Annotated in this window: 10 protein-coding genes and 1 CRISPR repeat array (1 of these 11 running past the window's edge); of the genes, 6 read left to right on the forward strand and 4 right to left on the reverse strand. The window is 55.6% G+C overall.

Annotated features, from left to right (window positions below; translation table 11 throughout):
• Window positions 1–217 precede the first annotated feature (217 nt).
• Together cas1f and cas3f are read left to right on the forward strand one after the other, a co-directional pair.
• Complete coding sequence (gene cas1f, locus F1E05_RS06920) at window positions 218–1,162, forward strand: type I-F CRISPR-associated endonuclease Cas1f (RefSeq protein WP_150047598.1); 945 nt, start codon at window positions 218–220, stop codon at window positions 1,160–1,162.
• 112 nt (window positions 1,163–1,274) lie between these two features.
• Window positions 1,275–4,589 carry a type I-F CRISPR-associated helicase Cas3f gene (gene cas3f, locus F1E05_RS06925; protein WP_150047599.1) on the forward strand — a complete coding sequence of 1,105 codons (3,315 nt, stop codon included), beginning with the start codon at window positions 1,275–1,277 and terminating at the stop codon, window positions 4,587–4,589.
• 16 nt (window positions 4,590–4,605) lie between these two features.
• Here the strand turns inward: cas3f and F1E05_RS06930 are convergent, their stop codons facing one another.
• From F1E05_RS06930 to F1E05_RS06945, 4 genes are all read right to left on the reverse strand, one after another.
• Window positions 4,606–5,028, reverse strand: a complete 423-nt coding sequence (locus F1E05_RS06930) for a PIN domain-containing protein (RefSeq protein WP_150047600.1) — start codon at window positions 5,026–5,028, stop codon at window positions 4,606–4,608.
• Window positions 5,015–5,269 carry an AbrB/MazE/SpoVT family DNA-binding domain-containing protein gene (locus F1E05_RS06935; RefSeq protein WP_150047601.1) on the reverse strand — a complete coding sequence of 85 codons (255 nt, stop codon included), beginning with the start codon at window positions 5,267–5,269 and terminating at the stop codon, window positions 5,015–5,017. Before F1E05_RS06935 ends, F1E05_RS06930 begins: the two co-directional genes overlap by 14 nt.
• Window positions 5,270–5,345: 76 nt before the next feature.
• Complete coding sequence (locus F1E05_RS06940) at window positions 5,346–5,837, reverse strand: GNAT family N-acetyltransferase (protein WP_150047602.1); 492 nt, start codon at window positions 5,835–5,837, stop codon at window positions 5,346–5,348.
• The gene (locus F1E05_RS06945; protein WP_150047603.1) at window positions 5,827–6,114 is read right to left on the reverse strand and encodes a type II toxin-antitoxin system TacA family antitoxin; all 288 of its coding nucleotides are present in this window, start codon (window positions 6,112–6,114) and stop codon (window positions 5,827–5,829) included. Before F1E05_RS06945 ends, F1E05_RS06940 begins: the two co-directional genes overlap by 11 nt.
• 308 nt (window positions 6,115–6,422) lie before the next feature.
• Here F1E05_RS06945 and csy1 point away from each other — a divergent pair, with 308 nt between their 5' ends.
• From csy1 to cas6f, 4 genes are read left to right on the forward strand one after another with little or no spacing between them, the layout of a single operon-like run.
• Window positions 6,423–7,661, forward strand: a complete 1,239-nt coding sequence (csy1, locus tag F1E05_RS06950) for a type I-F CRISPR-associated protein Csy1 (protein ID WP_150047604.1) — start codon at window positions 6,423–6,425, stop codon at window positions 7,659–7,661.
• Window positions 7,658–8,536 carry a type I-F CRISPR-associated protein Csy2 gene (gene csy2, locus F1E05_RS06955; protein ID WP_150047605.1) on the forward strand — a complete coding sequence of 293 codons (879 nt, stop codon included), beginning with the start codon at window positions 7,658–7,660 and terminating at the stop codon, window positions 8,534–8,536. Before csy1 ends, csy2 begins: the two co-directional genes overlap by 4 nt.
• A 16-nt stretch (window positions 8,537–8,552) precedes the next feature.
• Window positions 8,553–9,680, forward strand: a complete 1,128-nt coding sequence (gene csy3 / locus F1E05_RS06960; RefSeq protein WP_150047606.1) for a type I-F CRISPR-associated protein Csy3 — start codon at window positions 8,553–8,555, stop codon at window positions 9,678–9,680.
• Between the two features lie 3 nt (window positions 9,681–9,683).
• Window positions 9,684–10,322, forward strand: coding sequence for a type I-F CRISPR-associated endoribonuclease Cas6/Csy4 (cas6f, locus tag F1E05_RS06965; RefSeq protein WP_150047607.1), 639 nt, complete (start codon window positions 9,684–9,686; stop codon window positions 10,320–10,322).
• 131 nt (window positions 10,323–10,453) lie between these two features.
• Window positions 10,454–13,481: a CRISPR direct-repeat array (repeat unit 28 nt; unit sequence GTCCGCCGCCGCACAGGCGGCTTAGAAA); it runs 2,348 nt beyond the window's last position.

The raw sequence follows: 13,481 nt of genomic DNA on the forward strand, positions 1-13,481 counted from the left end.
GACAGTGCAGATCGTCATCTTATAGCGTTGTCGGCCTAGGCGACAGTGTTGCCGTTGGTGCACCGGGTATGGGTGGCAATGCTGTTTATTACTTTAAATCATGCTGGGAGCGACCTCCTCTTGTCGCGAATTAACCTTCGAGCCGGGCTGGTGTTGCCCCCGCTTTTGATTGTCCGGACTGATTGCCATGCTTTCATGGCATAATAAAGAGTGGATTATGGAACAACTCACCGACCTGAAAGCCATCCTGCACTCCAAGCGCGCCAACATCTACTACCTGGAAAAATGCCGGGTGATGCAAAAAGACGGCCGTGTACTCTACCTGACCGAAGCCAAGGACGAAAACCTGTATTGGAACATCCCGATTGCCAATACCACCGTGATCCTGCTCGGCACCGGCACCTCGATCACCCAGGCGGCGATGCGCATGCTGGCCGGCGCCGGCGTGTTGGTCGGCTTTTGCGGCGGCGGAGGCACGCCCTTGTTCAGCGGCTGCGAAATCGAATGGCTGACCCCGCAAAGCGAATACCGCCCCACAGAATACGTGCAAGGCTGGCTGCAATTCTGGTTTGACGACGCGCCACGCTTGGCCGTTGCCAAAGCCTTTCAACAAGCCCGTGTCGATTATATCCGCAAGGTCTGGGGTAAAGACCGCGAACTGCAAGCCGAAAACATTTTCGCCGACGACAGCGCCATCGCCGCCGCGCTGGACGGCTACGCCGGGCAAGTCGAACAAGCCGGCAAAACCGGAGACCTGCTGCAACGCGAAGCCTTGCTGACCAAGCAACTCTACCGCTATGCCGCCAAAGCCACCCAACATGTCGACTTCAGCCGCGACCACGCCGCCAGCGATCTCGCCAACGGCTTTTTGAACCACGGCAACTACCTGGCTTATGGCCTGGCGGCCACGACGCTGTGGGTGCTGGGTATCCCGCACGGCTTCGCGGTGATGCACGGCAAAACCCGGCGCGGCGCGCTGGTGTTCGACGTCGCCGACCTGGTCAAAGACGCCATCGTCCTGCCCTGGGCCTTCGTCTGCGCCAAGGAAAAAATGAGCGAGCAGGAGTTCCGCCAACAAATCCTGCAAAAATTCACCGAGCACAAAGCGCTGGATTTCATGTTCGAGCAGGTCAAGCGGCAGGCGTTACGGGAAAACGAATAACCGGCATGAATGAAAATTACAGCGCCGTTCGTATCTCAGGGCGTAAATGCCGAGCTCAAAGGCCGTTCGCGATGAGCTCGTCGAATCGCAACCGCAAATTGGACGATTGCCTATGATGGTCACCTTTGTCAGCCAATGCCAGAAGAAAGCCCTGGCCCGCACCCGCCGCGTCCTCGACGCCTTCGCCAACCGCATCGGCGACAACACCTGGCAAACCGTGATCACCGAGGAAGGCTTGCAAGCGGTGAAAAAATTACTACGGAAGACGGCGACGAAAAGTACAGCAGTGTCCTGTCACTGGATCAGATCAAGGAGCCGGAGCGAATTGGTCTGGATAGTCGGCAATCGCCGCCGCTTTAACTCGGCAGGTATCGTGCCGGTCAACAGCACGCAAAAATCGGTCGTAAACAATCAATGGGAAAGCGATTGGCACTATTTACCTTTGATCAAAGCGCTGGCTACTATTGCTGCGCTGTTTCACGATTGGGGCAAGGCCTCGCTGTGTTTCCAAAACAAATTGTTGTCCAAGCAACCGCCCGATCCGTTGCGGCACGAGTGGCTATCGTTATTACTGCTAAAAGCTTTGATCAACGGCGTGACCGAAGATGACCAATGGCTGAGGGTTCTGACGGACGGTGCCATTGATGAAAGCGCACTCCTGCAAGCCATCCGCCAAACTGGTAATAAACCGATGGCCAACCTGCCTGATGCAGCGGGTTTGATAGCTTGGCTGGTAGTCACGCACCACAAACTGCCTGATTTCAGAACTAAGGATGAAGTCAAAGAATGGCAGGACGAGTCGGCGCCGAATCTACGCAAAACCCTCGCCTACATCACAGCCGACTGGGGCTATCAAAACGAAGCCGACACCGACCGCCTGAAGCAATGTTTCGAATTTCCCCACGGTCTGCTCAGCCAGTCCGCGCCCTGGCTGACACAATTGCAAATCGCGGCGACCAAATTGCAGGCTTGCCTGCCGATGTTGGCACAAGCGATGGCCGACGGCAGCTACCGGTTGGTGCTGCATTATTGCCGTTTGAGCCTGATGCTGGGCGACCACAACTATTCTTCGCAAGACGCCGACCAAAACTGGCAAAAAGTCGTGCCGCTTTACGCCAATACCGACAAACACGGAGAGCCCAAGCAACTGTTGGACGAACACTTGGTGCGAGTGGCGAAACAGGCCGCGACCGTCGCTCGCCGCTTGCCTTTGTTCGAATCCGAGCCGCCGCCGGTTTACGACGTAAAACGACTGAAACAAAAAAGCGCCGATGCCCGTTTTCGTTGGCAGGACCAAGCCGTGATGGCCATCAAGGCCTGGAAAACCACCCGGAATTTGGCGGAAACCCGTTTCGGTTTCTTCGCGGTCAACATGGCTAGCACCGGTTGCGGCAAAACCCTGGCCAACGCCAAAATCATGCAAGTCTTGTCCAAGGACGGCGAAAGTTTGCGTTACGCTTTAGCCCTGGGTTTGCGGACTTTGACGCTGCAAACCGGCGACGAATACCGCAAGCGTATCGGCCTGGATAACAGCGAATTGGCGGTACTGATCGGTTCGCGCGCGGTGCTGGAACTGCATAATCATGCCCGGCAACAGACAGAAGCCAGCGGGGTTGACGAGGCAAGCGGCTCGGAATCGGCCGAAGAATGGTGGGACGACAACGAGGTCGATTTCGACATTCCCGACCAAGCTCTCAGCGCCTTAAGCACCCTATGGACGGATAGGGCCGGCCAGATCGATCAGCGCAAGCAAAAATTCCTCTATGCCCCGGTGCTGGCCTGCACCATCGATCATTTGATGGCGGCTACCGAGACCCGGCGCGGCGGGCGTTACATCTTGCCGAGCTTACGGCTGATGTCGTCGGATTTGGTCATCGACGAAATCGACGACTTTGACGGCGACGATTTGATTGCCATCGGTCGCTTGATTCATCTGGCCGGCATGTCCGGCTGCAAGGTGATGATTTCCTCGGCGACGATACCGCCGGCCTTGGCCGAAGGTTATTTCAACGCCTACCGCGAAGGTTGGCGTTTGTTTGCCCAGGCTCGCGGCTTGAACAGCCAAATCGGCTGTGCCTGGCTTGACGAATCGGACTGCGAAATTGCTACACTGCAAAATGCCGACATTCAAGCATATCGGCAAACGCATTGGGGTTTCGTCGAAAAACGTAGCGCCAGGCTGCAAAACGTCCGGCAAAACCCCGCCAAACGCATCGCCGAGATCGTCGATTTTTCTCCGTCGGAGGATAACGACCAAACACTCGAACAGGCTTATTTTAAGACGATGCAACAAGCCGTCGTCGATCAGCATCGCCGCCATGCCGAACCGGACCCGTACAGAGGAAAACGGATTTCGTTCGGCGTGGTGCGGCTGGCGAACATTCCGCCCTGCATCGCATTGACCCGTTATCTGGCGCAAGCGCAGGATTGGCCGCACGACGTCGAGATCCGCATCATGGCCTACCATAGTCAGCAGGTCTTGTTACTGCGACACGAACAGGAACGGCATCTGGATGCGGTGTTAAAACGCGACCAGCCCACCGCCGTGTTCGACGACTCTGTAATCCGCCGGCATATCGACTGCTGCCAAGCCGACAACTTGATTTTCATCCTGGTAGCGACGCCAGTCGAGGAAGTCGGCCGCGACCACGATTTCGATTGGGCGGTGGTCGAGCCGTCGTCTTATCGCTCCATCATCCAGTTGGCCGGGCGGGTGTTGCGGCATCGACCACACACGCCGAAAGCGCCGAATATCGGTTTGCTGCAATACAATTTGAAAGCGCTGTTGCAAGGCGACGATCTGCCGGCCTTTTGCCGACCGGGCTTCGAAAGCCCGCGCCAGCGGCTGGCAACGCATGACCTGAAACGGTTGATCCCCTCTGAACAATTGCAGGCTATCACCGCCGCGCCGCGTATTCGAAGCAACGCCGAACTCCGTCCGGCCGAGAATCTGGCCGATCTGGAACACCACTGCATTCAGAATTTGCTGACCCGCTACGGTAAACAAGGCCCGGAAAGCTTGCAAGGCTGGCTTAGCGGATGCTGGTGGTTGACGGCCTTGCCGCAACATCTGACGCCATTTCGCCAATCCGATAAGCAGCGGATTTTATTCGACCTGCCGGACGAACAAGCCGATTGGCAGTTCGTCGAAAAACTACCGCAAGGCGGCACCAATACCGTTGAAAATACTTACAAAATCCAGCGAGCGGAATTAACCGACTTAGAAAAGGAGAGATGGTGGCTGTATCGGGATTATGCCGAGCTGCTCGAAAAACAGGCCGAGGAAAAGGGTTGGTCGTCAACCGAGGCGGCGTTGCGTTACGGCGAAATCAATGTGCGGATCGACGACAATGACCTGCTGACTGGCGAGCGTTTTGTGTTTGCTTATTGCGAGCAATTGGGCTTTTGGAAGCTTGGTAAAGATTAGCGCCGGGAATGCCTGTCTACGATCCTTCTGGCCGCAAGCTGGTCGCTACCGGCAAGGCCCCCAATTTCTTATTGTTTTCGAAGGTATATAACGTGGTCGCACCGGCTTTTTGCGCGGTTCTGGCAATCAAGCAATCCGACAAATCAACCGCTGGAAACTCCAGATAATCCAGCAATGCGCAGTGCAACACCGACCAATCTTCGAATTGGAATTTTGTGTTGCAGGCCAACTCGCGGATGACGGTGTGAATTTCCTTGCGGCTACATTGGAATACGCTTTCCAGCACCCATTCCATTTCGGCAAGCACAATGGCCGAGACGAACACCTTGTCGGCCTGCTCGATCACCGCCACAGCTTGTTTGACCTGCCATTGCGGATTTCTGGCGTCGACCGGTTGGAACAAATACCGCAGTAGGACGTTGGTATCAACCGCGATCATCGGCTAGAAATTTTTCCGTGGCACGTTTTTTCAACGCATCTTCGATTTCTTCCGCGGAAGGGAAGGTTTTGTCTTTGAGCAAATCGCGAAACTTACCGGCCAAACTATCGGAATTCATTTTGACGATGTGCGCAATGCCGTCGCGAGCAAACACTTCCACATAATCGCCGGGCTGCAAGGCAATGGCATTGCAAACGCTCTGCGGCAAGGTCACCTGTCTTTTGCTGGTTAATTTGTGCATAAAAAATCTCCGGTATTACTATCCATAAATAGTAATACCGCCAGATTCGCCAGTCAATCAGAACTCAGGCACTAAACTAAACTTGAATCGCTTTTTTGATGGCCGAAAACGGCAGTACCAAACGGTTTTTGCTGGCGTTCAGGCGTTTAAAGCCAAAGTGTTCGTAAAAACCGGCGGCGCGTTCGTCCTTGGCATCGACGATCATGCCGAAGATACCGATTTTTTCGGCGGCTTCCACGGTGGTTTTGAAGGCGTGAATAATCAACGCGTCGCCCAAGCCTTGGCCTTGAAACGCTTGATCGACGGCCAGACGGCCCAACAACAAAAATGGCAATTCGCGATAAGCGCCGGTTCGGGTTTGGTCCGCTAACGCGTCGGTCGCCACCGAATACGCGCTGAGCGAGTAATACCCGACGATTCGCCGCTGTTCGGCCAGCACGTACACGCGGGACAAGCCGCGATTTTGGTCCTGATTGGCAAATTGCCGCAGATACAGATTGAGCGACGCATTGCCGCAATCGAAAGCTTTTCGGTCATGCAGCTCGGGTTGTAACCGCTCAAACTTCATCGGCAACGATGTTGTTGTAGGTCTGCAAAGCTTTTTTCATGCGTTCGGTCGGCTCCGGCGGGTTATCCAGCAACTCAAAAAACAGCCGCCAGTCCTCCGCGCTGAACCGGGTTTGTTCATGCTCGGCGATGACGGCTTGGGCTTTTTCCCGAATGCTTTGGCGGATGAACTTGCTTTTGTCCAAGCCGACATAGCTTCGGGCCTGCTCGAGCAGCTGTAATGTGCTGGCATCCATGCGGATTTTCAGCATGTCTTGCTTATTAATTTCGGTTTTCATACGTCACCACCGCGCAATATAATGGGAATATTGTACCCACATTGCGCGGTAAATTCGCTTACTTTGTAGGCCTTAAAGCATACAAAGCGAGGTGAAAACCTATAAGCCGCCTGTTCGGCGTCAAAAGCAAATTAAAAAGTTTCAACAATACATTTCTAAGCTGCTTGTTCAGCAGTGGGGCTATTTTAATCATGACTTTGCGAATCGAGCAAGAAATTTTTAATTAAAAAGTTTTCAACTATACAGGTTGTTTATAAATTAGGTTCGGCTACAATTGCATCGTCACGTATTCTGAAAGGAGAGGTTATATGTTGGACCCCGCTATACAAGCCTACTTGTCTGAACGCAAAGTCACTTGGCTTAAGGAAAAGCTCAAAATATCCAAAACCGAAGCCGAGCAACAAGACATCGAACGCACCGCTGCCGATAAATTCGACTTGGCGAATTGGTTGCCGGACGCCGCCAAGCGGGCAGGACAATTGGCGATGGTCACACATCCCGGAAAATTCAGCCATCCCGGAGCCAAAACCAGTTCGGTCATAGCCGACGCCGAGCGTAAAGCGGACGGCTATCTGCGCACCGGTAACGTTGCCGCCGAATTCGACGTGTTCGGCAACGCCGCGGCGCTGGACGTCCACAAATTTCTATCCTTGCCGCTGAGCGACGGACAAACGGTGTTGGGGCATCTCGAACAGGATACCCCACTGATCAGACAACAATTCAATATACCGACAGCCTTCCAGGACCTGCGGCAAGGCTTGCTGAGCATCAAATCCGGCGCTGCGGAAACGGTCAAAACCTCGGAAAAAATCAAACAAGTCTATTTCCCGGTCGACGACGGCTACCATTTGCTATCCGTGCTGACGCCGTCCGGGCTGATGTTCAAGCTCAAGGAACGCATCAACGTATTGCGTTTTTCCGAGGCCGCCAAACAAGCCCGCAGCGACCGCCGCAATCAAATCCATCACGAACAAGGCTTCGATGAACTCTACAACCTGACCGTGATCGGCTTCGGCGGCACCAAACCGCAAAACATCAGCGTGTTGAACAATCAAAACGGCGGCACCGCCTATCTACTGGCGTCGCTGCCGCCGACTTTGGAACTGCGTGCCACGCAGGCGCTGAAGACTAATTTCTTCCTGCAAAGTCTGTATCTCAAGGATTATCAGGACAAATTCAAAGCCCTACATAAATTGTTTCTCGACACTGTGCCTAACAACATCGACGTGCGTGAGGGTCGGGATTACTGGATTTTGCAGATCGTCGAACAAGTCATGGAGAAAGTCTGGGCGATTCGGGAACTGCCCGGCGGCTGGTCGGAAACCAGTGCATTACCGCCGGTGCAAAAAATCTGGCTGGACGCGGCAAACGCTCAGCGGCGCGACAGCGAAGACGATTGGCTGGACGAAATCATCGTTGCCGTGGTGTCGTGGCTGGGAATCGCCTATAAAAAAGCTGTCGGCGAGCAAAAAGCCATCCCCATCGGCGATCCGGAATCCAGGGCGTTTCGACAGTTGCTTGCCGAACACCGGGAGGTGCTGCGATGAACCGCTTTTTAATCGTCCCGCGCCTGAAAGTCCACAATGCCAATGCGCTATCCAGCCCTTACACCATCGGCTTTCCGGCGATGACGGCCTGGCTGGGCGGCGTGCATGCTTTGCAGCGCAAGCTTAATGCCGCGTCGTTCACCGAACTGCGCTTTAGCGCTTGCGCCGTGTCTTGCCATCAAATCGATCTGCAAACCTACCAAGGCCGCGGCGATTACGTGCAGTCTATCGTCGGCACCGGCAATCCGTTGGACAAAACCGGCGAACGGCCGTCTTTCATCGAAGAAGCCCGCTGCCATCTCAATGTCACCTTGGCGATCGAATACCAAGGCGTCGGTATGGGCGATACCGATGCCTTTTTAGCCGCCGTGCGGCATCACTTAACCACGATGAAACTGGCCGGCGGCGACATCCTGTCTTTCGGCAACCCCGAATTGCTGAAAATCGACGGCGACATCGAATTCGGCAAACTGACTCGCAAACTGATGCCCGGCTACGTGTTGCTGGAACGCCGCGAATTAATGGCCGAGGCCATGCGAGAAGGTCAGGACGCCATCGATGCCATGCTGGACTATTTAACCGTCCACCACCGCAGTCAAATCGATGCAGACGGGCAAGTGATGTGGAGCGCCGAGCGTAAAACCAAAGGTTGGCTGGTACCGATTGCCACCGGCTTTCACGGTGTCGGCGAACTGGGTCTTGCCGAGCAGCAGCGCGATCCGCATACCCCGCACCGTTTCGCAGAAAGTCTGGTCACCTTGGGCGAATTCGTCATGCCTTACCGGCTTAAACGGTTGGATGACCTGCTTTGGCGCGGCCGCTACGACGCCGACAACAATTTCTATCTAATCGAACAACACCCCCGCAACGCTTAACGGCAAGGACAACATCATGGCAAAAACAGACAAAATCGCCGCTGCAACCGTACTGGCTTTCGAAAAAAAACTGGTGCCGTCCGATGGCCGGCTTTACGGCACCCGCTGGGAAGAGGGGCGTACCACCGATGCTCTTCGTAGAAACCCCGAGTTGTTAAAAAAGTATTTTGATGAACAAGCGAGAAAGCCTGAAGAAGAAAAGGTGCCGCTATTTCAATCCTTGCCGTTGAAACTGCAAGAAAAATCGGTGCGCGGCACCATCTCCAACCGCCTGAAAAAAGCCCTGCAAGACGACCCGGCTAAATTGGACGCCGAAGTCGAAAAGCCCAACCTGCAAACCGTGGACAGTTGCGCGTTGGGTAGCGAGCACGACACCTTGAAACTCAGCTTCACCCTAAAAGTGCTGAGCGGCGTCGAAAAACCATCAGCCTGCAACAGCGCCGAATTTGCCGCCAGTTATCAACAGGCCGCCGACGCCTATATCCAGGCCGAAGGCTTTAAGGAACTGGCCAAACGCTACGCCACCAACCTGGCCAACGCCCGTTTCCTGTGGCGCAATCGCGTGGGTGCCGAGCGCATCGAAGTGGTGGTCAGCGTCCGTAACGAAGGACAACAAACTGCGTGGACCTTCGACTCTAAAGCCTTTAATTTGAAAGACTTCGACCACAACCACTCCGATGTCGCCGCGTTGGCCGACAAAATCGCCGCCGCCCTCAGCGGCCAGACCGAATTTTTGCTATTGACCGTCGATGCCTATGCCCAAGTCGGTCAAGCGCAGGATGTCTACCCCAGCGAAGAATTGGTGCTGGACAAAGGCAACAGCAAATCCAAAAAAAGCAAAATCCTCTATCACATCGACGGCGTGGCCGGCATGCACTCGCAAAAAATCGGCAACGCGCTACGCAGCATCGACACCTGGTATCCGGTGGATGAAGACAGCCCGTACATCGGCCCGATTGCCGTCGAACCCTATGGCGCGGTGACTAATTTGGGTAAAGCCTTCCGCACGCCTAAAGCCAAGGCCGATTTTTATACGCTGTTCGACCGCTTCGCGCGCGGCGGCGAACTAAGCCAAACCGAGCAGCATTACGTGATGGCGGTTCTGGTGCGCGGCGGCGTGTTCGGCGAAAGCGGCAAGGATTGAGCCATGCGCTTTTATTTGGAAATCACCTTGCTGCCCGATCCCGAAGTCGGGCTGAATTTTTTGTGGTCCAAAGTATTCCAGCAGTTGCACTTGGGTTTTGTCGAAATGTTGGATGCGGATAAACGCGGCGCCATTGGTGTCGGATTTCCCAAATACCGCGCGGATGGCAAGCGACTTGGCCTGGGCGACAAATGCCGCCTGTTTGCCGAGGATGAAGCTACTCTGGAACGCTTCTCCGCGCAGCAGCGCTTGGCGCGTCTTAGCGACTATGTGCATTGCACCGGCATCCGGGCGGTGCCGGACAAGCTGCTCGGGTATGCGGTTTACCGGCGGGTGCAGCCCAAGACCAATCCCGAGCGGCTGGCACGGCGCTACGCCAAGCGCCACGGCCTGGATTTGGCGACCGCGCTGAACATGACGGTGGAACTGCGAGAGGCGGGCGAGAACCCCGCGTACCCGCTGTCATTTCGCTATTGCGACATGCTCAAGCCCTCCGTGCCGTGGCCGTTCATTCGCTTGCAAAGCTTGAGCGGCGGCCAGACGTTTTGTTTGTGGATCGCCAAAACCGAGGTCGTCGCGCCGGTGGCCGGCGGTTTCAGCGCCTACGGCCTGAGCAGTGTTGCGACCGTACCGGAATTTTGACCAAATTTTTTGCGCTCTTTAACAATGTGAACTAAATCAGCCGGTTACGGCTAAGGGTTTTGCGGATGGTGAAAATAGGTCAAATCGCCCGCAACCCTTGTCGCAACCGGCTTCCCGTTTATTTATAATCAGTCCGCCGCCGCACAGGCGGCTTAGAAACGTGAAAATGCGCCAAAAACGCTCGCAACCAATGTCCGCCGCCGCACAGGCGGCTTAGAAAACAAGCCGGACACGATATCGTCCTGAACGAATGTCCGCCGCCGCACAGGCGGCTTAGAAAATGCCGCGGGCGCTGGTTCTAAAGTGTTCGCCGTCCGCCGCCGCACAGGCGGCTTAGAAAGTTGATATCGCCTTGCAAGCTAGCGTCCACGTGTCCGCCGCCGCACAGGCGGCTTAGAAAAATGCCTTGTACGACGCGCTGAATGCCGCGGCGTCCGCCGCCGCACAGGCGGCTTAGAAAGTCGGCGTAGGCTTGGGCTTTTTTACCGACACCGTCCGCCGCCGCACAGGCGGCTTAGAAAGCATGACGCCGCTATGGGAACAATCATTCCCAGTCCGCCGCCGCACAGGCGGCTTAGAAAGATTATGCCAATGCCGCAAGTCGGCGATTCTAGTCCGCCGCCGCACAGGCGGCTTAGAAAGTGCCACGCCTTCGGCGTCGCAATGGTTCTTTGTCCGCCGCCGCACAGGCGGCTTAGAAACAAGATGGTTCTAAAGATGTTCGCACAGTTGTCGTCCGCCGCCGCACAGGCGGCTTAGAAAACAATAGCGATGTGCGGTTTAGCTCGCATTTAGTCCGCCGCCGCACAGGCGGCTTAGAAAATTTCGAGCGACAGCGCGCTTAACAGCCGAATGTCCGCCGCCGCACAGGCGGCTTAGAAAATGTCCGCGGCAATATAGTTTGGAATATGTCCGTCCGCCGCCGCACAGGCGGCTTAGAAATATACGAGATCAATTACAGATGGCTATCTCCGGTCCGCCGCCGCACAGGCGGCTTAGAAAAAACCGCCGCCTATAATTACAGGGTTATTTAAGTCCGCCGCCGCACAGGCGGCTTAGAAAAAGAAGCCGATTTTATCAGCGGTATAGTCGGAGTCCGCCGCCGCACAGGCGGCTTAGAAAGACAAACTCCACAGAGTTACCAAAATCCGTGGTGTCCGCCGCCGCACAGGCGGCTTAGAAAACAACGATATTGCCGTTTGATAATTAGCGATTGTCCGCCGCCGCACAGGCGGCTTAGAAATACAGAGCAGCACAACACGCCGGGCGGATTCGGTCCGCCGCCGCACAGGCGGCTTAGAAAGACGGCAAAGCCACCATAAAAGACGCGTTATCGTCCGCCGCCGCACAGGCGGCTTAGAAATTACCAACAGAAACGGCTTCGTTCAATCATGTGTCCGCCGCCGCACAGGCGGCTTAGAAATATGTGGTGCCGGAAAGCGATAATCCAGGGCCGTCCGCCGCCGCACAGGCGGCTTAGAAACACATATTGCTGAAGTTACTAATGACTTCATTGTCCGCCGCCGCACAGGCGGCTTAGAAATGCAAAATTGAATAGGAAAAATTGATTAAATTGTCCGCCGCCGCACAGGCGGCTTAGAAAGACCGGTAATATTATTGTCAACAACGCTGCGAGTCCGCCGCCGCACAGGCGGCTTAGAAAACATGTTGTTTTCAATGTCGCTGCCGGCAATGGTCCGCCGCCGCACAGGCGGCTTAGAAAGCCAGCCCGAATTGCGCCCACGAATCAACATGGTCCGCCGCCGCACAGGCGGCTTAGAAAGTCCATGGTTTTTTCCTGTTTTTTATTTAGTCGTCCGCCGCCGCACAGGCGGCTTAGAAAAAATTGTTAGCCGGTTTGGCGCCAATGTCGAAGTCCGCCGCCGCACAGGCGGCTTAGAAAGGCACACGCGGCCGCAAAGGTTTGATGACACCGTCCGCCGCCGCACAGGCGGCTTAGAAAGATTGACTCAAGCAACTAATTCGTCGAATCAAGTCCGCCGCCGCACAGGCGGCTTAGAAAGTCCGAAATTAAAATAGTACCGGCTTTTACCAGTCCGCCGCCGCACAGGCGGCTTAGAAAAGTTATCTAACGCGTCGGGTGAACTCAAGTCTGTCCGCCGCCGCACAGGCGGCTTAGAAAGGCTAATATAACCGGATATTGCATAGCGTGCGGTCCGCCGCCGCACAGGCGGCTTAGAAAAAACCGATAAGCGCGATGCCCATAATCCCGCTGTCCGCCGCCGCACAGGCGGCTTAGAAATTTGCCGTCGACTATGCCACACCGGTCGGCGAGTCCGCCGCCGCACAGGCGGCTTAGAAAGGTACCTCGACCGGCTACAGCAGCATCGCTCGGTCCGCCGCCGCACAGGCGGCTTAGAAATAGCCGGCGCGCAAAATATGGTATACACGCTTGTCCGCCGCCGCACAGGCGGCTTAGAAAGTTGCGAGTTATCAGCCACGGCCGTGGTGGCCGTCCGCCGCCGCACAGGCGGCTTAGAAAGCCATCGGCCAGAACACCGGCATGGAGCAGGCGTCCGCCGCCGCACAGGCGGCTTAGAAACAGCCGCCATTTGTGCTTCAGCCATAATTACCCCGTCCGCCGCCGCACAGGCGGCTTAGAAAGATAACTGCCTGCTCAACAGTATTTCTCATAGGTCCGCCGCCGCACAGGCGGCTTAGAAATTAAAATGCAATTTTAATGGATTAGCTAAACCGTCCGCCGCCGCACAGGCGGCTTAGAAATATCATGAAATAAGCTATTAGACAATTGATTCGTCCGCCGCCGCACAGGCGGCTTAGAAAGCATAGAATCACATATAAAGATATAGATTATCTGTCCGCCGCCGCACAGGCGGCTTAGAAAACCGCCGGCGGCGCCGGCTCGATTGGATCCGCCGTCCGCCGCCGCACAGGCGGCTTAGAAACGTATTGATCGTAATACCGGCAACGCCGGCTAGTCCGCCGCCGCACAGGCGGCTTAGAAATATAATTAGGAGCCGCTAATAATTCAGCCATAGTCCGCCGCCGCACAGGCGGCTTAGAAATAACAAGTGCTGATCTAGCAGGTGCTGATCTAGTCCGCCGCCGCACAGGCGGCTTAGAAAGACGTGTCCGCTAACTGTCGGCACGCACGATGGTCCGCCGCCGCACAGGCGG

Source organism: Methylomonas rhizoryzae (genome assembly GCF_008632455.1).
Classification (GTDB): Bacteria; Pseudomonadota; Gammaproteobacteria; order Methylococcales; family Methylomonadaceae; genus Methylomonas; species Methylomonas rhizoryzae.